Origin of the sequence: Hymenobacter mellowenesis (genome assembly GCF_030581005.1) — a bacterium.
GTDB lineage: Bacteria > Bacteroidota > Bacteroidia > Cytophagales > Hymenobacteraceae > Hymenobacter > Hymenobacter mellowenesis.
On the sequence record NZ_JAUQSX010000018.1, the window covers coordinates 19,341 to 42,161 of the forward strand.

Annotated in this window: 22 protein-coding genes and 2 tRNA genes; 12 read left to right on the top strand and 12 right to left on the bottom strand. The window is 58.8% G+C overall.

Features of this window, described 5'->3' with window-relative positions:
- Positions 1–55: 55 nt before the first annotated feature.
- The 3 genes from Q5H92_RS26750 to Q5H92_RS24315 form a co-directional block, all read right to left on the bottom strand.
- A complete protein-coding gene (locus Q5H92_RS26750) occupies positions 56–916 on the bottom strand; it encodes a hypothetical protein (protein WP_369811176.1) in 861 nt (286 codons plus the stop codon).
- A 283-nt stretch (positions 917–1,199) separates the two neighbouring features.
- Positions 1,200–1,568 carry a hypothetical protein gene (locus tag Q5H92_RS24310; protein WP_305014177.1) on the bottom strand — a complete coding sequence of 123 codons (369 nt, stop codon included), beginning with the start codon at positions 1,566–1,568 and terminating at the stop codon, positions 1,200–1,202.
- Between the two features lie 169 nt (positions 1,569–1,737).
- Complete coding sequence (locus Q5H92_RS24315; protein ID WP_305014178.1) at positions 1,738–2,937, bottom strand: proline dehydrogenase family protein; 1,200 nt, start codon at positions 2,935–2,937, stop codon at positions 1,738–1,740.
- A 146-nt stretch (positions 2,938–3,083) separates the two neighbouring features.
- Between Q5H92_RS24315 and Q5H92_RS24320 the strand changes: the two genes are divergently transcribed.
- Positions 3,084–4,211: a chorismate mutase gene (locus Q5H92_RS24320; protein ID WP_305014179.1), complete on the top strand. Its 1,128-nt coding sequence runs from the start codon at positions 3,084–3,086 to the stop codon at positions 4,209–4,211.
- A gap of 8 nt (positions 4,212–4,219) precedes the next feature.
- On the opposite strand, the gene Q5H92_RS24325 is transcribed toward Q5H92_RS24320, so the two are convergent.
- Complete coding sequence (locus tag Q5H92_RS24325; protein ID WP_305014180.1) at positions 4,220–4,639, bottom strand: hypothetical protein; 420 nt, start codon at positions 4,637–4,639, stop codon at positions 4,220–4,222.
- Between the two features lie 21 nt (positions 4,640–4,660).
- Complete coding sequence (locus tag Q5H92_RS24330; protein ID WP_305014181.1) at positions 4,661–5,089, bottom strand: hypothetical protein; 429 nt, start codon at positions 5,087–5,089, stop codon at positions 4,661–4,663.
- Between the two features lie 147 nt (positions 5,090–5,236).
- On the opposite strand from Q5H92_RS24330, the gene aroB reads away from it, so the two are divergent.
- Together aroB and Q5H92_RS24340 are read left to right on the top strand one after the other, a co-directional pair.
- Positions 5,237–6,283 carry a 3-dehydroquinate synthase gene (aroB, locus tag Q5H92_RS24335; protein WP_305014182.1) on the top strand — a complete coding sequence of 349 codons (1,047 nt, stop codon included), beginning with the start codon at positions 5,237–5,239 and terminating at the stop codon, positions 6,281–6,283.
- Positions 6,284–6,386: 103 nt separating this feature from the next.
- Positions 6,387–7,691, top strand: a complete 1,305-nt coding sequence (locus Q5H92_RS24340; RefSeq protein ID WP_305014183.1) for a 3-phosphoshikimate 1-carboxyvinyltransferase — start codon at positions 6,387–6,389, stop codon at positions 7,689–7,691.
- Here the strand turns inward: Q5H92_RS24340 and Q5H92_RS24345 are convergent.
- The 4 genes from Q5H92_RS24345 to Q5H92_RS24360 all read right to left on the bottom strand — a co-directional run bounded on the left by Q5H92_RS24345 (position 7,675) and on the right by Q5H92_RS24360 (position 11,564).
- Entirely contained in the window at positions 7,675–8,544 is an 870-nt protein-coding gene (locus Q5H92_RS24345; RefSeq protein ID WP_369811177.1) for an ABC transporter substrate-binding protein, read from the bottom strand. The genes Q5H92_RS24340 and Q5H92_RS24345 overlap by 17 nt on opposite strands.
- 70 nt (positions 8,545–8,614) lie before the next feature.
- Positions 8,615–9,685: a M42 family metallopeptidase gene (locus Q5H92_RS24350; RefSeq protein ID WP_305014184.1), complete on the bottom strand. Its 1,071-nt coding sequence runs from the start codon at positions 9,683–9,685 to the stop codon at positions 8,615–8,617.
- An 18-nt stretch (positions 9,686–9,703) separates the two neighbouring features.
- Positions 9,704–9,985 (bottom strand): hypothetical protein, encoded by a 282-nt coding sequence (locus Q5H92_RS24355; protein ID WP_305014185.1) that lies wholly within the window; start codon positions 9,983–9,985, stop codon positions 9,704–9,706.
- Positions 9,986–9,995: 10 nt separating this feature from the next.
- Positions 9,996–11,564: an acyl-CoA carboxylase subunit beta gene (locus Q5H92_RS24360; protein WP_305014187.1), complete on the bottom strand. Its 1,569-nt coding sequence runs from the start codon at positions 11,562–11,564 to the stop codon at positions 9,996–9,998.
- A gap of 305 nt (positions 11,565–11,869) precedes the next feature.
- Between Q5H92_RS24360 and Q5H92_RS24365 the strand changes: the two genes are divergently transcribed.
- Positions 11,870–12,310, top strand: coding sequence for a MarR family winged helix-turn-helix transcriptional regulator (locus tag Q5H92_RS24365; RefSeq protein ID WP_305014188.1), 441 nt, complete (start codon positions 11,870–11,872; stop codon positions 12,308–12,310).
- 25 nt (positions 12,311–12,335) lie between these two features.
- Complete coding sequence (locus Q5H92_RS24370; RefSeq protein WP_305014189.1) at positions 12,336–12,845, top strand: transposase; 510 nt, start codon at positions 12,336–12,338, stop codon at positions 12,843–12,845.
- A 69-nt stretch (positions 12,846–12,914) separates the two neighbouring features.
- Here Q5H92_RS24370 and Q5H92_RS24375 read toward each other — a convergent pair whose 3' ends face one another.
- Complete coding sequence (locus Q5H92_RS24375; protein ID WP_305014190.1) at positions 12,915–15,530, bottom strand: ATP-dependent Clp protease ATP-binding subunit; 2,616 nt, start codon at positions 15,528–15,530, stop codon at positions 12,915–12,917.
- A 161-nt stretch (positions 15,531–15,691) separates the two neighbouring features.
- Positions 15,692–16,366, bottom strand: coding sequence for a WbqC family protein (locus tag Q5H92_RS24380; RefSeq protein ID WP_305014191.1), 675 nt, complete (start codon positions 16,364–16,366; stop codon positions 15,692–15,694).
- Positions 16,367–16,741: 375 nt separating this feature from the next.
- Here Q5H92_RS24380 and Q5H92_RS24385 point away from each other — a divergent pair, with 375 nt between their 5' ends.
- Together Q5H92_RS24385 and Q5H92_RS24390 are read left to right on the top strand one after the other, a co-directional pair.
- Complete coding sequence (locus Q5H92_RS24385) at positions 16,742–17,611, top strand: hypothetical protein (RefSeq protein WP_305014192.1); 870 nt, start codon at positions 16,742–16,744, stop codon at positions 17,609–17,611.
- 2 nt (positions 17,612–17,613) lie between these two features.
- Entirely contained in the window at positions 17,614–18,531 is a 918-nt protein-coding gene (locus Q5H92_RS24390) for a lysophospholipid acyltransferase family protein (protein ID WP_305014193.1), read from the top strand.
- A 136-nt stretch (positions 18,532–18,667) separates the two neighbouring features.
- On the opposite strand, the gene Q5H92_RS24395 is transcribed toward Q5H92_RS24390, so the two are convergent.
- On the bottom strand, positions 18,668–19,300 hold the full coding sequence (locus Q5H92_RS24395; protein WP_201986540.1) for an L-threonylcarbamoyladenylate synthase: 633 nt from the start codon (positions 19,298–19,300) through the stop codon (positions 18,668–18,670).
- Between the two features lie 204 nt (positions 19,301–19,504).
- On the opposite strand from Q5H92_RS24395, the gene mltG reads away from it, so the two are divergent.
- The 5 genes from mltG to Q5H92_RS24420 all read left to right on the top strand — a co-directional run bounded on the left by mltG (position 19,505) and on the right by Q5H92_RS24420 (position 22,715).
- A complete protein-coding gene (mltG, locus tag Q5H92_RS24400; RefSeq protein ID WP_305014194.1) occupies positions 19,505–20,593 on the top strand; it encodes an endolytic transglycosylase MltG in 1,089 nt (362 codons plus the stop codon).
- A 138-nt stretch (positions 20,594–20,731) separates the two neighbouring features.
- Positions 20,732–21,223 (top strand): acyl-CoA thioesterase, encoded by a 492-nt coding sequence (locus Q5H92_RS24405; RefSeq protein WP_369811178.1) that lies wholly within the window; start codon positions 20,732–20,734, stop codon positions 21,221–21,223.
- Positions 21,224–21,362: 139 nt separating this feature from the next.
- Entirely contained in the window at positions 21,363–22,355 is a 993-nt protein-coding gene (locus tag Q5H92_RS24410; RefSeq protein ID WP_305014195.1) for a YihY/virulence factor BrkB family protein, read from the top strand.
- Positions 22,356–22,467: 112 nt separating this feature from the next.
- Positions 22,468–22,554: transfer RNA gene (locus tag Q5H92_RS24415), tRNA-Ser, on the top strand.
- 76 nt (positions 22,555–22,630) lie between these two features.
- Positions 22,631–22,715 (top strand) — tRNA-Ser (locus tag Q5H92_RS24420).
- Positions 22,716–22,821 lie beyond the last annotated feature (106 nt).

Consider the following 22,821-nt stretch of genomic DNA (forward strand, 5'->3'; position numbering starts at 1 on the left):
TTCCCAGACGGGAAAGGCTTTTTTCATGACAAACAGGCCGGAACCTGCGACGAGCTTAATACTTGTAAATCTTATCGCCATTGTGGCGACGGAATTCATCTTCGAAATACTTGGCATCTTCAGCGTTGCGGGGCTTCACACCCATCACAATGCCGCCGTCCTTAATGCCGCTTTCGTACTCAGCAGCGTGCTCCTCGGGAATGCCCGAGCCCACCAGTGCGCCTACCAGGCCACCCGTGAGGCCACCAGCACCGGCACCGGCTAGCGCAGCGGCCAACGGACCAGCGATAATCAGGCCCAAGCCGGGCAGTGCCACCGACGTGCCAATTGCTGCGATAGCGCCAATGATAGCACCAGCCGTGCCACCGATGGCCGAGCCTACGCCGGCACCTTCCATTGCTTTGTCGCCGAGTTCGGTGTGTGCAGTGTCGTCGCCGAAGTGGGTTTTGCGGGTGTCGTCCGACATCAGCACGTTCACGTCGTCTTTGCCGTAGCCACGCGACGAGAGCGACTGGTAAGCCTTCTCAGCGCTACTGCGGTCGCGGAACATGCCGCTCATCGTGCTACCATCGCGGTAAGGCTCGCCGGTTACGGCATGAGCAGCACTATCGGCTGTGTTCTGAACACCATCGATGGCGCGGCCTACCACGGCACCAGCCGTGCCAGCTACCGCAGCACCTTTAGCGGTGGCGCTGAAATCGTCGCCGTCAACCGAGTTGTTTACGTTGCCCAGCGAAGCGCCGGAAGCCGACGAAGTACCCGTGCCGGAAGTAGAGCCGGTGCCAGCGTTGTAGCTGGTGCCTTCGTTGCTCAGACCGGTGCTATTGCCCAGACCGGTGCCGGTGTTTTGGGTGCCGTAGTTAGCGCCTGCGCCAGTACCGGAATTTTGCGGGTTGTTCGAATCGTTGGTATTCATGCTAGGGAAGGAATGAAAATGTGGAAAGGATAACCAACCTCCTGGCTGGTTGAAGCTCTTAACGGGGCTACTGCAACAGAGGTTACATCCCGCTTATTTTCCAACATTTCCTGCCTTCATTCTAAAGCATGTGAACTGCCTAGTATGAAAAGAACGTCATGCGGAGTTTGCCGATGCAGTTCTACCACGCTAGTAAATAATTACTTAGCCAGTAGAGTTGCTTCGGCAAGCTCCGCATGACGTTCTTTTTGCTGGTGTTTATCACCAACTCACACTTTTCTAATCAGGCAAACTTCTGGAAGTTGGCCTCGTCGCGCCAAAACTCGCGGCAGTCGCGGATAAGGTTTTTGAGGAAGTCCTCGTCCTGCTTGAGGCTGCGCCACTCGCCCATGCCCATTTTCTCGCAGAGCTTGTAGAAATTATCGCCTTGGCCTTTAGAGCCTTGCACTTTAACGAGGCAGCTCAGCGGCGGGCGGCCTTCTTCGTGTTCGGTCATGGAGATTTCGGCCAGCATTTCATTCAGCCGCGATTTCTCGTGCGAAATCTCCAGATTCAATCCCAATTCGGCTTCCTGCACCAAGGTGAGGTAGCTAACAGTACCGGTTTGGAGCCGGGCATAACGAATCAAATACGTGCGGATGCGACCAATCATGGCAGGGGTTTAAGTGAACAAAAACCTTTTGGGGGGCTGAAAATTAGCGAATATTAGCTGCCCACACCACGCTCCGTGCCACAATCATTCCAAACTAAAAAAAGCTATTATCGAACTTGATATAACTATTTGATGGTCAATAATTTTTGGCCAGTGAAAAAAAGAATTTTTATTGCCCGCGCCGACGACGGATTTCCTTCAGAATTAACAAAAATTCGCGGCTGCTCTGGCCGGCAATAGCCGTGTTTTCATCGGCCCGGCGCAGCAGATAGGGCATCACGGCGGCTACCGGGCCGTAGGGCAGGTACTTGGCGGTGTTGTAGCCAGCGTTGGCCAGGTTGTAGGTAAGGTTGTCGCTCATGCCGTAGAGCTGAGCGAACCAGACACGGGGGTCGGAGGGGGCGATGCCCGCCTGCTGCATCAGCTGCGTGAGGAGCAAAGAACTGGCCTCGTTGTGGGTGCCGGCGCAAATGCTGATGCGGTCGATGTGCTCCACGCAGTAGCGCAGCGACTCGTCGTAGAGGTCGTCGGTAGCTTGTTTGGTGGGGTTGATGGGGTTTTGCTGGCCGCGCTGCTTGGCCACGCGGGCTTCTTTCTCCATGTAGGCGCCGCGCACCAGCTTCACGCCGAGGTAATAGCCGGCTTCGGCAGCGGCGTCGTGGGCGGCTTTCAGGGCGTCGAGGCGGTCGTGGCGGTAGAGCTGGTAAGTGTTCCAGACAATGGCCTTCTCGCGGTTGTACCGGGCCATCATGTCGTAGGCCAGCAGGTCGATGGTGTGCTGAAACCAGCTTTCCTCGGCATCCACAAACAGGCGCACGCCGTGCTGGTGGGCGCGGGCGCAAATGGCCTCCACGCGGGCCACGGCGCGGGTGTGGGCGGCTTCCTCGTGGGCGGTGAGCAACTGGCCGGCCTGAATTTTCTCCAGAATGGCCACGTCGGCCACGCCGGTTACTTTGAATACCGAAAAGGGAATGTGCTGGGAGCGGTGAGCCTCGTCGATGGTGGCCAGTACTTCGTCGCGGGTGTGGTCGTAGCTGGCGTCGCTGCCTTCGCCCTCCACCGAGTAGTCGAGGATGGTGCCGATGTTGTATTTACCCAGCTCGGCCGTCACGGGGCGGCATTCGGCAATGGTTTCGCCACCGCAAAACTGCTCAAAAATGCTGTGCTTGATGAGGAATTTCGTGCCGGGCAGGCCCCATTTCAGTGCCGTTTTCATGAGGCCGCTGCCGGTTTTTACCAGCGTGCCGTTGTTCATGGCTGCAAACAGCGCGTAGACTTTGCGCAGCTGGGCATCAGACTTGGAGGCGAAGGCCACGCGGGTGTCCTCGAAGGAAATGGGCAGGGCTTGGGTGGGGGCGGCGGGCGACATAGGCGGTGGGGTAGGTGTGGGGATTAGAAGCAGAACCCTAAGGGCGGGCGAAGGTAAACTGTAAACAACGTTCCCTTGAAACGAGTTACGTTTGTCGGGCTTTTCGGCTCCCTGCCGGCAAATCCGCTTCATTTGGCCCCCTTCCGATGCCTGCCGCTCCTAATACGTTCTTCACCCGCATGTTGGCTCAAAAGGGCCAGCCCATCCTCATTGCCGGCCCCTGCTCGGCCGAAACCGAAGAGCAGGTGATGGCCACCGCCCACGGCCTCAAGGCGCTGGGCAAAATTGACATGTTCCGGGCCGGCATCTGGAAGCCGCGCACCCGGCCGGGCTCCTTCGAGGGCATGGGCGCGGTGGCGCTGCCCTGGCTGCAGCGTGTGAAGGCCGAAACCGGCATCCCGACCACCATTGAAGTGGCCACGCCGCGCCACGTGGAAGAAGCCCTGGCCCACGGCATCGACGTGCTCTGGATTGGGGCGCGCACCACCGTGAATCCCTTCGCGGTGCAGGAACTGGCCGATGCGCTGGCCGGCACCGGCGTGCCCGTGATGGTGAAAAACCCCGTGAACCCCGACGTGGCCCTCTGGGCCGGCGCGCTGGAGCGCCTGGAACGGGCCGGGATTCAGGATTTGGCGGCTATCCATAGGGGGTTCAGCACGTTTGCGCCCAGCCGCTACCGCAACGCGCCGACGTGGATTCTGCCCATCGAACTGAAAACGCGCTTCCCGCACATCCCGCTCATCTGCGACCCCAGCCACATCGGCGGGCGGCGCGATTTGCTGCTGCCCATCGCCCAGAAGGCCCTCGACCTTGACTACGACGGCCTCATCATCGAAACCCACCCCGACCCCGACCACGCCCTGAGCGACGCCGAGCAACAGGTGACGCCCCAGCGCCTGGGCGAAATCCTGAACGAGCTGAAGTACCGCTACCGCTCCTCCAACAACGCCGACTACCTCAACAAAGCCGAGGAGCTACGCCAGAAAATGGACGTGGCCGACCGTGAAATAGTGGAAGCACTGGCCCGCCGCATGGCGCTGGTGGAGGAGCTGGCTGAATATAAAAAGGAAAACAACGTAAAAATCCTGCAATTCGACCGCTGGCAGGAGATTTTCAACACCCGCACTGAGTGGGCTGGCAAGCTGAATGTGAACGACAAGTTCGTGGCCGAACTCTACAAACTGATTCACATCGAGAGCATTCGCAAGCAAACCGAGGTGCTCAACGGTCGCCCGCAGGTGGATGGCGTGGCCCACCTCGGACCGGGCCTGTAGCACGGGCGCTACAGGCGCTCGTAGGTATCGACGGGGTAATCGGAGAGGCAGCCGGCGCCGTCGGCTTTGTAGTTGAGCACGAGTGACTTGTTGGTGATGCTGACCACGGCGAGGTGGGAGCTGCCTTGGTTGGCGGTTAGCTGCAGCACGGGCACCCGGTTACTGCTGCCGCATTCCACCGCGCCCGTGGTGTTGGTGTAGGTGCCCGCCTTTGAAAGCTGTCCGTTCTCGTACACCGAAAACTGGGCGGCCGTGAAGGTGATGGTTTCGTCGGGCACCGGCGCTCGCACGCAGTAGCAGTCGCGCTTAACGAGCTTCCAGGTGCCGGTGAGGCCGGTGGCAACAGGCCCGGCGTCGTCTTTCTGGCAGCTAAGCAAGCCTGCGCTGCCGGCCACGACCAGTATTATTAGTTGGCGCAACTCTCTCATAAACAAGGTGCTGAAAAGGTATTAGCGGCGGGTGTAGTAGTAGCCCCGGCCATCGGTGTAGTCTTCTACAATGACCAGCTGATTGGGCGAGAGCCGCTCGATAAACTCCTTTTCTGTGCCGCTCCGGCGGCCGTAGGCCAGGAAAGTTTGGGGGCGCCGGTTGAGGTAGGAGGTGGCCTGGAAAAGCGCATACCGGGCCTTGTGGCTGACGGTGCCGTTCACCAAAAACGTCGCTTGTTTGTTGTCATCGAAGACGATTTCCTGCCGGTGGGCCGGGTCGGCCTGGCTCACCAGGCCCGTGAGGCCGCCGTCGGTTTGGGTGAGCTGCCAGCGGCCCACCAGCAGGTCGGCTTTTTCGTCTTCGGGCGAAAAGGGACCTTTGGCGCATCCGGCGAATCCGCCGGCGGCCAGGAACAGAAAAAAGGAGTAGAAGCGAAAAGTGCGTTTCATAGTTGGAAAGAGAGTATGAGTAGAAGCAGTGGGTGAAGGCGAAGCGCATTCGCCACCGGCCCACTTAGCCCCATGACCAGTGCACCGGCCAAATGGTTGCTCTGGCGGCGGCCGAAGAACTGAAAAATTTATCCTGACTTTTGCCCCATGGACAACTCCGTCATCATTGGTCCCGCCGCGCTGCCCGCGCTGGCCGAATTACTCTATCGGCCGGCCGTGAGCCGGGTGTTTGTGCTGGTCGATTCGCACACGGTGCGCGCCTGCCTGCCGCTCCTCGAACCGCATTTGCCGGCCAATTATTGCCTTATCGAAATACCGGCCGGCGAAGACTACAAGTCATTGGCCAGCTGCGAAGTAGTATGGAACCAACTCACTGCCCAGCACGCCGACCGGCACGCCGTGCTGGTGAACCTGGGCGGCGGCGTGGTCACGGATTTGGGCGGTTTCGCGGCGGCGCTCTACAAGCGGGGCATCCGGTTTGTGCAGGTGCCCACCACGCTGCTGGCGCAGGTAGATGCCAGCGTGGGCGGCAAAACCGGCATCGATTTTCAGGGCTACAAAAACCAGCTGGGCGTGTTTCAGGCGCCGACGGCCGTGTTCATCGACCCCAAATTCCTGCAAACCCTCGACCCGCGCCAGCTGAAATCGGGCTACGCCGAAGTCATCAAGCACTGGCTCATTGCCGATGCCGAGGCCTTCAATACCAACCGCCGCCTGGGCTGGCTCACCGATGACTGGACCCCCATCATCCGCGAGTCGGTGGCCCTCAAGCAGCGCATCGTGGCCCAGGACCCGCTCGAAGCTGGCCCGCGCAAGCTGCTCAACTTCGGCCACACCGTGGGCCACGCCCTCGAGAGCTACCTGCTGCTGCAGCCCGGCCGCGAGGCCCTCCACGGCGAGGCCGTGGCCGCCGGCCTGGTATGCGAAAGCTGGCTCTCGGTGCAGCGCGGCCTGCTGAGCGCCGAGGAACTGGACAAAATCGAAACCTTCGTGTTTTCGGTGTTCGATAAGCTGTCCTTCGTGCTGATGGAGACGACGGCCATTGCCGAATTCGCCCTGCAGGACAAGAAAAACGCGGGTACCATTATCAACTGCACTTTGCTGGAAGGCATCGGCCGCGGCGTGTACGACCAGCCCGTGACGGTGGCCGAAATAGCGGAATCGCTGCGGTATTACCATCGGCTACAGGCCTAGCTGGTTTTCGGTTGTTGGTTGTCAGTTGTTGGGTACAGGCTCGTGCCTGTTTACCAAACTGTCAGTCGACTAACAACGGACAACTAACAACAGATAACTAAACATGCAACTTTCCTGGCCCGGCGGCCCGCTGCGCGGCACCGCCATTCTTCCGGCTTCCAAAAGCGAAGCCAACCGCGCCCTCATTCTGCAAGCCCTGGCCGGCGGCGGCACGGTCGACAACCTGTCCGATGCCAACGACACGCAGCTCATGCAGCGCCTGCTGCTGGAGGCACCCAATACCGATTTACTCGACGCCGAAGACGCCGGCACGGTGATGCGCTTTCTCACGGCCTACCTGGCTGTGACTGGCTGGCGCGGGCGCCTCACGGGCACCGCGCGCGCGCAGGAACGGCCCATTGGAGTGCTGGTTGAGGCGCTGCGACAAGCAGGCGCCCACATTTCGTATTTGAACGCGGAAGGGTACCCACCGCTGGAGTTCGGCGGCTTCTCGGCCGCAGCCGACGCTACGGAACCCACGGCGCTATCGGTGCGCGGCGACATTAGCAGTCAGTACATTTCGGCGCTCCTGATGGTGGGGCCGCAACTGGCTGGCGGGCTGCGTCTCACGCTTACGGGCACCATCGGTTCGCGGCCATACATTACCATGACAGCAGCGTTGATGCAGCTTTTCGGCGCGAATGTCGCGTTCGAAGGCGATGTGCTGACGGTGCAGCCGGGCCAATACCAGCCCACCAACTACACGGTGGAATCGGACTGGTCGGCAGCCAGCTACTGGTATGCGCTAGTCGCTTTGTCGCCGCCCGGAGCGTCGGTTACACTGCCGGGCCTGCGGCTGACACCCGATGTGTTTAGGCCCAACCTTGACCGCCCGCAACCCAATTCCTTGCAGGGCGATAGCGACATTGTAGGCATCATGCAGCACTTCGGCGTCAAAACGGAAATCGTGAACGGCCAGGCCCGCCTGCTGCAAACGCCGGCGCTGCGTCGGCGCCTGCAGCATCCCGAGAAAACGCCCTTGCCTTTCGATTTCCGCACCTGCCCCGACCTGGCCCAGACCGTGGCCGTGGTGGGAGCGGCCTTGGGCGTGCCGTTACGCCTCACCGGCCTGGCCAGCCTTCGTATCAAGGAAACCGACCGCATTCTGGCGCTGCAAACCGAGCTGGCAAAATTCGGGGCCACGCTGGCCGAAACGGCGCCCGGGGTGTTTGACCTAACGAGCGAGAATTTCCAGCTTGACGGGCAGACGGTTGAAACCTACGAAGACCACCGCATGGCCATGGCCTTTGCGCCATTGGCGATGCTTGGCCCGGTTCACATCGAAAACCCGGGCGTGGTCAGGAAATCGTACCCGCAATTCTGGAAAGAGCTGGCGCAGCGCGGCGTAGTTGTTAGCGAAGCTGACTAAAATAGGCCGCCGATTTCCGCAGCCGGCTGCCGTACCAACTGAATAATTCGCCGTCGACAATTTCGATTTTCGCGGCGGGGCAAATAGCCTGAAATTCAGCTATGTGTTTTTCGCCGAACGGGTAGGGCTCAGAAGAAAGCAGAATGCGCGGCGGAGCCGCGGCAGCCAGCTGCTCGGCGGTTATTTCCGGGTAGCGGGCTTGGTTGGCAAAGGCATTGGTGAAGCCGGCGCGGCGCAGCATGTCGTCAATAAAAGTGCCGCTGGCGGCTACCATATATGGTTTGCGCCAGATGAAATAAGCGACGGAATCGGTCGCGGACTCGTTAGCAGCAATAGCCAGCGCGGCAAAAGAAGCGTCAATTTCCGTAGCCAGCGCCTCGGCTTTTTCCTTGGCGCCGGTGATGAAGCCGACGCGCCGAATCATATCCAGCGCTTCCGGCAAGTTGCTGATGTCGCTCAGCCACACCGGGTATTCGGCCGCTAATTGCTCAATTCCGCCCTGGTAATTTTCCTCTTTGTTACCAATGATTAAATCAGGTTTCAGCGCGGCTATTTTTTCAAAGTCGAAGTTTTTCGTGCCGCCAATTACAGTGGTTTTGGTTCGCGCCTCGGCCGGGTGAATGCAAAATTTGGTGACGCCGACAACCTTGTCCGCCAATCCTAAATCAAACAATAATTCCGTTTGGGACGGTACCAGCGACACAATGCGACGCGGCGGAAACAGCACCGCCACGCGCCGCCCCATCTGGTCGGTCACGTTGAGCGGAAGGGAAGGAATTATTGGGAGTTCCAAGACTCTGTAAAAACGTCTGTCATCCTGAGCGGAGCGAAGGACCTTATCACGACTGCGCAAATTGCTTCAACGCGGTAAGGTCCTTCGCTCCGCTCAGGATGACAGGCGGTGTGAAATAAACTGCTAACTCTTACGAGAAATAACGGAAGTCGTGGCCGTCTTCGATGCGCAGCAGCGTTTCGTAAATCAGGCGCGTCACGCTCTCTACATCATCCTTATGCACCGTTTCCACGGTAGTATGCATGTACTTAAGCGGCAATGAAATCAGGGCCGAAGCTACGCCCGAGCCGGAATAGGCGAAGGCATCGGTATCGGTGCCGGTGGCGCGGGTGGCGGCGGCGCGCTGGAAGGGGATGTCGGCCTGTTTGGCCGTGTCGAGAATGAGGTCGCGCAGGTTGTTCTGCACGGCGGGGCCGTAGGTAATCACCGGGCCCTTGCCGCAGCTGATGTCGCCAGCCGTCTTTTTCTCGTACATCGGCGACTGGCTGTCGTGCGTCACGTCGGTGATGATGGCCACGTCGGGATTGATGCGGTGGGCTACCATTTCGGCACCGCGCAAGCCAATTTCTTCCTGCACCGCATTTACGATGTAGAGGCCGAAGGGCAGCTTCTTGTTGTTTTCCTTCAGCATGCGGGCCACCTCGGCAATCATGAAACCGCCCACGCGGTTATCGAGCGCGCGGCCAACGTAAAACTTATCGTTCAGCACCGTGAATTCGTCCTCGAACGTGACGACCGAGCCCACGTGGATGCCCATTTCCTCCACTTCTTCTTTTGAAGAAGCGCCGCAGTCCAGAAATACGGTTTCGATGGTCGGCGCCTTGTCCTGCTCCACCTTGCGCACGTGAATAGCCGGCCAGCCGAAGATGCCCTTCACAATGCCTTTTTCGCCGAAAATATTGACGCGCTTGCTGGGGGCCACCAGCGGGTCGGAGCCACCGTTGCGGCGCAGGTAGAGGTAGCCTTCCTTGGTGATGTAGTTCACGAAGTAGGAAATCTCATCGGCGTGGGCCTCGATGACGACTTTGTATTTCGCCTCGGGGTTAATCACGCCCACCACCGTGCCGTAGGTATCCACGAAATATTCGTCGATGTAGGGCTTGAGGTATTCCAGCCACAGTTTCTGGCCTTCTTTTTCGAAGCCGGTGGGAGAGGGATTGTTGAGGTAGTTTTGGAGAAACTCGAAAGATTCAGGGCGCATAAACGGGAGAGAAAGTAGTTAAATCGACCGGCTGGCCACCGCACGGGCAGCAAAGCCAAGTAATAAGCAGATGCCGCCACCAATTAGCCAATAGTTACTGGCTTTATGCGGGTTGGCGTCAATGTCCGGGTTGCCATCGGCCAAGGCGTGCAAGTCGCCACCCAGCAACGAGCCCAGCGTTAGTATCAGCCAAAGTCCCGCCAGCAGCCACCGCCCTATCTTAAATCGTAGCAGCAGGCCTATCGCCAAGGAGATGACACCCAAGCCCGAGATAATGTTGCCGGTGGCCTGCCAGTCCATAAAGTTGAGCTTAGAGCGGGATGTTGCCGTGCTTCTTGCGCGGCATGGTATCCACTTTGTTTTCCAGCATCTTGAAGGCACGAATCAGCTTCTGGCGCGTCTGCGAGGGCAAAATTACCTCGTCCACGAAGCCGCGGTGGGCGGCACGGTAGGGCGTGGCGAACTTTTCCTGGTACTCGTCCACCTTCTCCTGTAGCTTGGCTTCGGGATTAACAGCCGTGGCAATTTCGCGCTTGAAAATAATTTCAGCCGCGCCTTTGGCCCCCATTACCGCGATTTCGGCAGTGGGCCAGGCGTAGTTCATATCGGCCCCGATGTGCTTGGAATTCATCACATCATACGCCCCGCCATAGGCTTTGCGGGTAATCACGGTGATGCGCGGCACAGTGGCTTCGCAGAAGGCGTAGAGCAGTTTGGCGCCGTTGGTAATGATGCCGCGCCACTCCTGGTCGGTGCCGGGCAGGAAGCCGGGCACGTCCTCCAGCACCAGTAGCGGGATATTGAACGCGTCGCAGAAGCGCACGAAGCGCGCGGCTTTGGTGCTGGCGTTGATGTCGAGCACGCCGGCCAGCACGGCCGGCTGGTTACCCACAATGCCGATGCTGCGGCCCGCCAGCCGCGCAAAACCGACCACAATATTTTCGGCGAAATTCTGGTGCACTTCCAAGAAAGAGCCTTCGTCGATAATGCCCTCAATCACCTCGCGCATGTCATAGGGCTGGTTGGCATTTTCGGGAATTAGCTTGTCGAGTACCGTGCGGCTTTCGTCGCCAGCGGCTTCGTAGGGCTGGTTGGGCGCGGTTTCCTCGCAGTTCTGCGGCATGTAGCTCAGCAGCTGCTTGATGTGGTTGATAGCCACCACCTCGTTGGCGCACGAAAAATGCGTGACGCCGCTCTTGGCCGAGTGCGTGCTGGCGCCGCCCAGCTCCTCGCTGGTCACTTCCTCGTGGGTCACGGTTTTCACCACGTTGGGGCCGGTCACGAACATGTAGCTCGTGTTTTCCACCATCAGAATGAAGTCCGTGATGGCCGGCGAGTATACTGCGCCGCCCGCGCACGGCCCCATAATGGCCGACAACTGCGGCACCACGCCCGAGGCCAGCGTATTCTTATAAAATATGTCGGCATAGCCGCCGAGGCTCACCACGCCCTCCTGAATACGGGCGCCGCCCGAGTCATTGAGGCCGATAACCGGCGCGCCGTTCTTCATGGCAAGGTCCATGATTTTGACGATTTTCTCGGCGTGGGTCTCGCTCAGCGAGCCGCCGAAAACCGTGAAGTCCTGCGAGAAAACGTAAATCAGCCGGCCATTCACGGTGCCGTAGCCCGTCACCACACCATCGCCGAGGTAATGCTCTTTGTCGAGGCCAAAGTCTTTGGCCCGGTGCATCACAAACTTGCCAATTTCTTCAAAGGAACCTTCATCCATCAGCAAATCAATCCGCTCGCGGGCGGTGAGCTTGCCTTTTTTGTGCTGGGCATCGATGCGGGCCTGGCCGCCGCCAAGCAGGGCTTCTTCGTTTTTGCGGGCCAGCAATTCGGTTTTGGAAAGGTGCGCGTGGGCGTGTGGGTCGGGCATAAGTCAGAGTTGGCGCGCGGGTGGGAGGGAAGCGCGCTGATGGGAGGCCAAAGGTAGGTTACGGGTAGATTATGGGACGCTGAGATTTTCAGGATGATGCTGAAATAAACAGTGTGTGCGGACATCGGTGCTAGTCGGCTTACTAAGTGCTAGTCGGCTTACTAGTAGTTAACGCTCTGGAAAGGGCAGGCTGCCAAAAGCAACGCGCTGCCTATTGACAAATCGACTGCTTATTTTATCTTTGTGAATAATATTCTTAGTTGCTAAGTAAAATAATTATGCCTAATCAGGAAGCTGCACAACAAATGAGTACGGTCGGCCAGCTCACCCGGCGCTACTCCGATGCGACTGTGCTGATGCACGCGACCATTGCCAAAAAAGCCGGACTGTCGGGAGCCGACCACAAATACCTGGGCCTGCTCATGCAGCACGGGCCAATGACTGCGGGAAAATGGGCCAGTCTGACCGGGCTCACCACGGGCGCGATAACCGGCCTGATTGACCGCCTCGAAAAAAAAATGCTGGTGAAAAGAACAGCCGACCAAACTGACCGACGCAAGCAGGTCATTGTGCCCAATATGGCCCAGGCGGAGCAGCTGCTTGGTAGTGTCTTCGCTGATTTGCAAAGCAAAACCGCCCAATTCATTGCCACTATGACCGACGCCGAGGTAGCGGCGGTAGAGCGCTACCTGCGGGCCAACGCCGAGATAATGGAGCGCGTCACCCAGGAATTGCAGCAGCAATAACGTCCCATTTCCAATCCCTTCTCCAATGAACACCTTATCCGAAGCCTACGTGTTGCGGGCGGTTGTCTGCCTGGGCATCACCACCCTGGCCTACTTCTTTATGAACGGTGCGCAACTGTTCGAAACAGCCGTCATCGTACCCAAATGGACGGCGGCCCCGCCCGATTCCTTCCAGCTTTTTCGGGGCAAATTCGGCCTCGATTTCAAGGTTTTCTGGATAGCGTTGCACTCCATACACGAAATCACGTTCTTGGTGGCCATTGCCTTCTGCTGGCAATTAGCCGAGATTCGCAATGGACTGCTACTCCTGTTTATCGTGCACTTTGCAGCCCGGGCCTGGACGCTGGCTTATTTCGCTCCCAACATTATTGAATTTCAACAGATTGCCAATAATGCCGGTACGGCCCCCGACTTACTGGCCCGCGCCGCGCAGTGGCGAAACCTTAACTATGTGCGAGTGGGCATTTTCATTACAGTGTCATTGGGCCTGATTCCATTGTTAATAAAGGCCTTGCGCTTGATTGAGAAGCATTAATGCAAAAAGGCCGGCCTCTGCGAAGAGGCCGGCCTTTTTTTGCTTACCGCGGGCTGAAGCCCGCGCTACCTATTTTTTGGTGTCAGCGTCGGGCGCTTCCGGCTTGTCAGCCGGACGCTCATCGCTGGCGAGGTTCTGGGCCTCGCCGCTCTTGCTCACGGCGAAGGTCAGTTCCTCGGCGCCTTCGGCATAGTCGGCGGTGATGACATCGCCGTGTACTACCTGGGCTTTGAGGATTTCCTCGGCAATCGGGTCTTCGATGTACTTCTGGATGGCACGGTTCAGCGGACGGGCACCGTACTTGGGGTCGTAACCTTTATCGGCCACGAAGTCCTTGGCGGCTTCCGTCAGCTCGACACGGTAGCCCAAGGCCTGCACCCGCGAGAGGAGCTTGCTGAGGCTGATGTCGATGATTTTGTGGATGTCCTTTTTCTCCAGCGAGTTGAAGACGATAACATCATCCAAACGGTTGAGGAATTCGGGCGAGAACGTCTTCTTCAGGGCGTTGGTGATGGTGCCCTTGGTCAGCTCGTCCATGTTTTCCTGACGAGCTTTCGTGCCGAAGCCGATGCCGGCGCCGAAGTCCTGCAAGTCACGCGCCCCGATGTTCGAAGTCATGATGATGATGGTGTTTCGGAAATCCACCTTGCGGCCGAGGCCGTCGGTCAGAATGCCGTCATCCAGCACTTGCAGGAGCAGGTTGTACACGTCTGGGTGCGCCTTCTCGATTTCGTCGAGCAGGATAACCGAGTAGGGCTTGCGGCGGATTTTTTCCGTCAGCTGGCCGCCCTCTTCGTAGCCCACATAGCCGGGAGGCGCGCCCACCAGGCGCGACACGCTAAATTTCTCCATGTACTCCGACATGTCGACACGCACCAGCGCGTCTTCTTTGTCGAAGAGGTAGGTAGCCAGCACCTTGGCCAACTCCGTCTTACCCACGCCAGTCGGGCCGAGGAAAACGAATGAGCCAATCGGTTTCTTGGGGTCTTTCAGGCCCACGCGGGTGCGCTGAATGGCTTTCACCAGCTGCTTGATGGCTTTGTCCTGGCCAATTACTTTGCCCTGGAGCTCCTCATTCATGTTGAGGAGTTTCTGGCTTTCGTTCTGGGCCACGCGCGAAACGGGGATGCCGGTCATCATGGCGATAACCTCGGCCACGTTCTCCTCTTTCACCGTGTAGCGCTTCTTCTTGGTTTCCTCTTCCCACGACTTTTTGGCCGTGTCGAGTTGGTCCAGCAGCTTCTTCTCGGTGTCGCGGAGCTTGGCGGCTTCCTCGTATTTCTGCGATTTCACCACACGGTTCTTCTCACCTTTGATGTTCTCAATCTGCTCTTCGAGCGTGAGAATGTCTTCGGGCACCACGATGTTGTTGATGTGAACACGGGCCCCGGCCTCGTCAAGAATGTCGATGGCCTTGTCCGGCAGGAAACGGTCGGACATGTAGCGGTCCGACAGCATCACGCACTGCTCAATGGCCTTGTCGGTGTACACCACGTGGTGGTGGTCCTGATACTTATCCTTGATGTTGTGCAGGATTTCGATGGTTTCCTCGGGCGTAGTAGGGTCCACCATCACCATCTGGAAACGACGGGCCAGGGCACCGTCTTTCTCGATGTACTGGCGGTACTCGTCCAGTGTGGTAGCACCGATGCATTGAATCTCACCGCGGGCGAGAGCCGGCTTGAACATATTCGAAGCATCGAGCGAGCCCGAAGCCCCACCAGCGCCCACAATGGTGTGCAGCTCATCAATGAACAGAATCACGTCGGGCGACTTTTCCAGCTCGTTCATCACGGCCTTCATGCGTTCCTCGAACTGGCCGCGGTACTTGGTGCCGGCCACCAGCGAAGCCAAATCCAGCGTCACCACGCGCTTATTGAAGAGCACGCGGCTTACTTTCTTCTGGATGATGCGCAGGGCGAGGCCTTCGGCGATGGCCGTTTTGCCCACGCCGGGCTCACCGATGAGGATGGGGTTGTTCTTTTTGCGGCGGCTTAGGATTTGGGCTACGCGCTCAATTTCCTTTTCGCGGCCCACAATGGGGTCGAGCTTGTCTTCCTCAGCGAGTTTGGTGAGGTCGCGGCCGAAATTGTCGAGCACCGGGGTGCGCGATTTTTCGCCGGGCTTTTTGGTGGTGCCACCGGCACTGGCGCCGCCGCGGCCACCACCAGGGCCCGAGGCCCCAAAGAGGCGGTCGTTGTCGTCGTCGTCCGTGTCGGGCGTACGGTTTTGCGGAGCAGAACCGGCATTACCGTGGTAATCCAGCGAGTCGCGCACAGTTTCGTAGTTCACGTTGAATTTGCTGAGAATTTGGGAAGAAATGTTGTCTTCGTCCCGCAGGATGGACAACAGAAGGTGTTCGGTGCCAATGATTTCCGATTTGAAAATCTTGGCTTCAAGGTAGGTGATTTTCAACACCTTCTCGGTCTGCTTGGTGAGCGGAATCGAGCCGGTGATGCTGGTGCCCTGCGTGGCGGTGTTGCGCGTGGCTTGTTCGAGCGAGAATTTAAGCTCGTCGATGCTCACGCCCAACTTGCGCAGCAGGCCGAGGGCCGTGCCTTCGGCTTCGCGAATCATGCCAAGCAAAAGGTGCTCGGTGCCGATATAGTCGTGGCCGAGGCGGATGGCTTCCTCCCGGCTGAGGGAAATAACCTCCTTGACGCGGTTTGAGAATTTAGCTTCCATGCCAATAAACGTAGTGAAAAATCAAATAAGCCCCGCGTCGGGCGTGAAACACGGATAACGGGTTGGGCCGGGTTGACTTGAAAACAAGCCGGTTCGGGCGATGGTTCGAACCAAAATACGGTTCACATCGGGTAATTCAAACGCTGGCTGAAATTTGCGGGTTATTGCAAAAACCGGCCGGCCGCCGGGCCCTGCGAAAACAGCAGGTCCAGCACACTCAGGCCGGGCTCAAAACCTGGGCCAAACACCTGCGGATAGGGCCGCACCAGGGCGGAGGCTGCCGGAGTGTCAGGTTTGGGGGATGTGGAGGCGGCTTTGGGTGTCAGCCAGTCGCGGCGGTCGGCTACGGCTGGCGGGCTAGTACTTAGACTATTATTTTCGGCAGAAGGTTGCGCCGGGTAGTGCGCGTGGTATTCGGTGGTAAGTTGCACGGGCAGCGGCAGGCGGAAGCACTTCAGCAGGAGCTGCAGAAACTGCAGGTTCAGGTCGAAAAGCCGGCCGGGCTTTTGGGCGTAGATGTCGTGCAGGTAGTCGGCGTAGTACTCGAAATACGGGCTGTTGCCGTAGGCGGTTTGAAGGGTGCGCCAGTGCCGGTGAATCCAGTTCTGGCGGTAGTCGATTTCGATTTCCGAGACGCTCACTTTTTCGGCCCGGTTGCCGTCGAGCACGGGCACGGTGAGGGGCTGCACGCCTTGAGCGGTGCGGATGAGGCAGCGGTTGCGGTAGGTTTGCTTGCGGTAGTGCTCGTGGGCTTCTATTAATAGGCCGTCGGCGTTTATGAGCGCCGCGAAGAGGGCGGCGGGCGGGTGGTAGTGCAGTTCGGTGAGGAGAGTCATGGGGCGCAAATAACGGGAATCGACCAGACGTTGACCTCACTCCCTGACCCCCTATCCAAAAGAGAGGGGGCACCGGTTCGATGCGGATTTGTGACGTCAGAATTCTGTCTAATAAATTAGGTTTGCCTGGCTTCGGCTTTGAATCAAGAGGTTTAAATGGAGAAAGCTAAGACTGCTAAGTGGGTATTGCAGAGACTGACTTATTGGCCGATTAGCTGGGCGCCCTGAAAACGTTTGAGGTTGCAGTTAGAGGTGAAATTTTGCATTGCTTTACTGGTACAATAATAGATTGCTTCGGCACGCGAGATGCTTCGCGGCGTTCCGCATGACGAACTGTGTTCAATGTCTCACTATCACCCGCTGTACTTTTGCCCCATGCGCTTCCTCTTTTCCCTTTTGCTCGCCCTCATGGCGCTGGCCGCCCAGGCCGGACCGCCGCAGATTCTGCTCGATGTGGCCCGTTTCCGCAACCTGAACCGGGTGGAAAAAGGCGCGGAGGTTGAAATTTATGTGACCGTGCCCACGCAGTCGCTGCTGTACCGGCAGCGGGCGCCCAAGGCCTTTCAGTCGTCGGCCGTGGTCACGCTGGATATACTAAAGGCCGACGGGTCGTCGGCTTATCATGAAGTCATCACGCTGAAACCTCCGGTGCTCAACGACACTACTATTGCTATCAAAAACCCGCAGAGCTTCCTGAAAAGAATCTTGCTGCCCGATGGCAAATACACCCTGCGCGGCACTGTGAAAGACCAGTACCGCAGCACAGGTGGCGAAACCACCGTCGAAAAACCGCTGGTGCTGGAAGGGCCGGCCGGGCCGTTTATTTCGGATGTGGTGCTGCTTTCACGTCCGGCCGCCAAGAGCGGGGGCGACGATAATTTCGCCCGGGGCGGTTACCGCCTCACCCGCGCGGCGGGCGGCACCTACGGCCGTGGGGCCGACAATGTGTTCTTCTACACCGAGCTGCATAACGCGCCCGTGGGCCAGCCCCTGCGCGTGCACTACCACCTTACTACCCCCGACGGTTCGGCCGCCGATGCTGACGCCGACCTCACCCCGCAGTCGGGCCGCCCCACTACCATCGTGGGCCAGATGCCGCTGGGGCCGTTGCCCGATGGGCCTTTTACGCTCTTCATCGAAGTGTATGGCGGGCCGGGCAACAAAAAGCTGCTAGCAGGGCACCGCGCCATTGGCCAGCGTGCCTCGGCAGAGTTTGGGCAGGTAAGTGTCCCCGCCGATAGATAGGCATGGCCACGAAAGGCGCTTCTTCCGGCACCGGCCGGCCCTATGCCTGGTATTTCGAGCCGCTGCGCTGGCTGCTGCTGGGCTTAGCGCATCTGCCGCTGGCGGTGCTGTACCTGTTTGCGGACGTGATTTATTTCCTGCTGGCTTACGTGGTGCGCTACCGTTGGCGCGTCGTCACGGAGAACCTGCGCAACTCATTTCCAGAGAAAACCCCGGCTGAAATCGAGCGCACCGGCCGGGCGTTCTACCGGCATTTTTCGCAGGTAGTAGTCGAGATTTTGAAGCTGGCGGCCATTTCGCCCGACGAGCTGCGGCAACGCATGCGCTTCGTGAACCCCGAGTTGATGACGCGCCATTTCGCCGATAAGCGGCTGGTGCTCTCGCTGGGCTCGCATATGGGCAACTGGGAATGGATTCTGAGCGGCGCAGCGCTGGAGTTTCCGGGGCGGGCGGCGGGGGTGTATAAGCCGCTGAACAACTTGTTTTTCGAAAGCTTCATGCGGCGCCTGCGCACCCGCCTCGGCGCCGATGCCGTGCCCATGCTGGCTACCCTGCGCTATCTGGTGGCCCACCGCGGCCAGGGCCACACCCTCAGCCTGCTTTCCGACCAAGCCGCCGGCCCTGAAGACAAACCCTATTGGACCAACTTCCTGCACCAGGACACCAGCTTCTACACCAGCGCCGACCGCTTGGCTGTGCAGCTCGATTGCGCGGTGCTTTACGTAGGTATCTGCCGTGTGCGGCGCGGTTATTACGAAGTCACCTTCACCGAATTGCCCGATGGCCGGGTGGCGAAAGACGCGCCGGCCGGCACCTTTCCCGTCACCGAAGCTTTTGCCCGGCAGCTGGAATCGGACATGCGCGCCTCGCCCGAGCAGTATCTATGGACGCACCGGCGCTGGAAGCACAAGCGCAATTAGAAGCAAAAAAGAACGTCATGCTGAGCGAAGTCGAAGCATCTCTACCGCGCGAGTTTTCATTGACTCCTGCGGTAGAGATGCTTCGACTTCGCTCAGCATGACGTTCTTGTTAGAAGCGTCAACAGCTAGTTGCAGCCTACAAATACGGCTCGATGTCGCCGGCGCCTTCGCGCACCAGTTCGAAGTCGTCGTTGGTGCAGTCGATGATGGTGCTGGGGGTGTTGCCACCGAAACCGCCGTCAATCACGAGGTCGACCAGCAGGCGGTACTTTTCGTAAATCAGGTCCGGGTCGGTCACGTATTCTTCGAGGGTTTCCTCGCTCTCGCGCACCGAGGTGCTCACGATGGGGTTGCCCAACTCCTTCACCAGCTGACGAATAATCTGGTTGTCGGGCACGCGGATGCCGACGGTTTTGCGCTTGGTGCCGCCGAAGCGGGGGGCGTTGGCGCTGGCCTCGAAGAGGAAGGTGAAGGGGCCGGGTAGGGCCTTCTTGATGACTTTATAAGTCGCGGTGTTGATGCCGTGGGCGTAGTCGGAAATGTGCGACAGGTCGTAGCAGATGAAGCTCAGGTTGGCCTTTTCGGGGTTGATGCCCTTAATGCGGCACACTCTTTCCACGGCCTTGGCATTGGTTACGTCGCAGCCGATGCCGTACACGGTATCGGTGGGATAAATAATGACTCCCCCTTTGCGCAACACGTCAACTGCTTGTTGAATACGGTTTTGTGGCGGATTTTCGGGGTGAATGCGGAGAAGGGTGGCGGGCATAAAAGAGTTTGTTGATTGAATGCGTGAGGGCCAGCCGCAGCCGGCGATGGACAGCTCCCGGCGGCGGCGCGGGGCCGGCCATGCCGAAGAGGCGGGCAAGGTACTACGCCTAGCCGAAACGAAACAACTACGCCAATGGTGCGCGCCCGGGTTCCCGGCCTTCGTACTTTTGGCGCCGCTCCTTTGCTATCCGCTTTATTCCCCATGGCCAAACCCGCCCAAAAGTCCGTCCTCGAACGCCGCGACGATGCCCTTAAACGCCGCAAACGTTGGGGCGCTGTCAGCGTCGTATTCACGCTCGCGCTGGTGTGCTTCTCGTATTATTTCTATCAGGTATTTTTCACCGCCAACATCGAAACCAAGGGCAAGCCCACCTACGTGGTGATTCCGCGCGGCGCGACTTGGAAGACGGCCCTCGCGGCTATCGACAAAACCGGCGCCGTGGTGGATAAGCTCTCGTTGCACTTCGTGGCCCGGCTGATGAAGTACGACAAGCCCGGCGCTGTCAAGCCCGGCAACTATGAGCTCAAGGACGGCTTCACCAACCGCCAACTCATTAACGTGCTTAAGAGCGGGGCCCAGTCGCCGGTGAAGCTCACCTTCAATACCGTACGTCTGCGCAACGAGCTGGTGACCAAGCTTGCCAGCCAGGTCGATGTGCCCGCCGCGCGGCTCGATTCGCTGCTGCGCGACCCGGCTTATACCAAAAGCCTGGGCTTCGACACTACCACGGTGCTCACGATGTTTATTCCGAACACCTACGACGTGTACTGGAACACCTCGGCCAAGCGCCTGATGCAGCGCCTGAAAACGTCCTACGAGCAGTTCTGGACGCCCGCCCGCGACGCCGAGCGTGAGAAGCTGGGCCTCACCCGCGCCCAGGTGAGCACCTTGGCCAGCATCGTGGAAGCCGAGCAGCAGCAGCACGCCGACGAGCGGCCACGTATCGCCGGCGTGTATTTGAATCGGTTGAAGCGCGGCATGAAGCTGCAAGCTGACCCCACCGTGGTGTACGCCAACCACGACTTCACCATCAAGCGCGTGCTGAACGTGCACCTGCAAAAAGACTCGCCCTACAATACCTATAAGTACGCCGGCCTGCCGCCCGGCCCTATCAACCTGCCCAGCATCGCCAGCATCGACGCCGTGCTGAAGCCGGAAAGCAACAACTACCTCTATTTCTGCGCCAAGGAGGATTTCAGCGGCTACCACGCCTTCGCCACGAACGAGACTGAGCACATTGCGAATGCGCGGCGCTACCAGGCGGCGCTGAATCGGAAGGGTATTAAGTAACCCACGGTAAAACGTCATGCAGAGCGCAGCGAAGCATCTCGCCCGCCACTACTAAACCCAATCGTCGGAAAAAGAAATAGCGGCGGCGGGCAAGATGCTTCGCTGCGCTCTGTATGACGTTCTATTACAGCAATAATTATGTACCAATCCGACATCCAAATCCGCGTGCGCTACGCCGAAACCGACCAGATGGGCTACGTCTATCACGGCAACTATGCGGCGTACTTTGAAGTGGCGCGCACCGAGGCGTTTCGCAAGCTCGGCATCAGCTACAAGGAGCTGGAGGCCGACGGCGTGGGCATGCCGGTAGGAGAGCTGCGCACCCGCTTCCGCCGCCCGGCGCGCTACGACGACCTGCTGACCGTGCGCCTGCTGCTGCGCCAGCCGCCCGAAGGCACGCGGGTGCTGTTCGAATACGAGATTTACAACGAGGCCCACGAACTGCTCACCGAGGGCCACACGCTCATGGTGTTCGTGAAAACCACTACCGGCCGGCCGGTGTCCATCCCGCAAAGTATCCAGCAGCAGCTAGCGCCGTATTTTAGTGAAGACGACCTGGAAAGCCCGGTGCTGCCCAAGCCCGGCGCCATCCTGCCCGATGCGCCGGCCCCGGCGGCGTTTCGGAAGTAGATTGATAAAAAAGAACGTCATGTCGAGCGCAGCCGAGACATCTCGCGTGCCGAAGTAATCCATTTGATTGAGTTACTACCCCACGCGAGATGTCTCGGCTGCGCTCGACATGACGTTCTGAAAGCCACAACCTTCGATAGTGAAAGCCCCCGCCGCCATCAGCCGTGCCCGCTTCCCCGATGTGCGCAAGCAGCGCACCTACCGGCGGCTGATTGTGGGCCTGAAGCGGCTGCGGCTGCCCGGCGGCCACGCCTCCCTCTACGACGTGCTCGACCGCATTCTGCACGAGCTGCGGCTGGACTCGCTGGAAAAGCGGGCGGCCTACATGGCCTTCAACCTCACGGTGGCGCTGTTTCCGACCATTATTTTCCTGTTCACGCTCATTCCCTACATCCCCGTCCCGAACCTGAACGTGGACATCCTGCAGTTTCTGGCCGACTTCATGCCCCACGAGCTGTACGCGGCCACGGCCAGCACCATAGAGGACATTGTGAACATCCCACACGGCGGCCTGCTCTCGTTCGGTTTCGTAACGGCGCTGGTACTCAGTTCCAACGGCATTATGGCGCTGCTCGATGCGTTTGAGAAGAAGTATCCATGGTTTAAGCACCGCAGCTATTTGCGCAAGCGTGTGATTGCCACGCTACTCACCTTCGTGTTGTCGCTGATATTGGTGCTGGCCATCGCGGGCATTTTCTTTGGCACCTATCTGATTGACGGGTTGGTTTTTTATGAAATAGTGCCCGAGCGGTTCACCGATTTGGTGCTCACGCTCATTCGCTATGGCTCGCTGGTGGGGCTGTTTTTGAGCACGACCTGCGTGATTTACTACTTTGTGCCACCCGTGCACGACAAGTGGCCGCTGCTCTCGGCCGGGGCGGTGGTGGCCACGCTGCTCATTTTTCTAGTGTCGTTTCTCTTCACGCTCTACGTCCGCATTTTCAACTCCTACAACACGTTCTACGGCTCCATTGGGGCGCTGGTCGGCTTCATGGTGTGGCTCGAATTTGTGTGTATGACGCTGATTATCGGCTTTGAAGTGAACGTGAGCATGGACGCCATTACCGGCCGCCGCCGCCAGATGATGCGCGAGCAACTGGCTGCCCAACGCTTGGCCACGGGTGAAAAATGAGGTGCTGGCACTCAGGAACGTAGCAAAAAGTTTGGTTTTTTTTCGCCGAGCGGGTTTTTCATTCCGCTTTCCTTTTTACTTTTGCACTCCCCAATCACTCGGGGGCCTGTATAGAGAGGTGGCAGAGTGGTCGAATGCGACGGTTTCGAAAACCGTTATACCGGCAACGGTATCGGGGGTTCGAATCCCCCCTTCTCTACAAAAAGGCTTTTTCTGCGCTGGAAAAAGCCTTTTTTGTTACCCAGACGTACCCAGCGCAACAACACAATTGACCCAGAGAGCTGGCAGAGTGGTCGATTGCGGCGGTCTTGAAAACCGTTGAGGGTCAAACCTCCGGGGGTTCGAATCCCTCGCTCTCTACAAGCAGCGGCTCACCCATTGGGTGGGCCGTTTGCGTTTGGCGCCGGGCGATGGGATTGGGGCACAAAACAGAAGGGCGGGGTTTGCCGTTGCAGGAGCCCCGAGG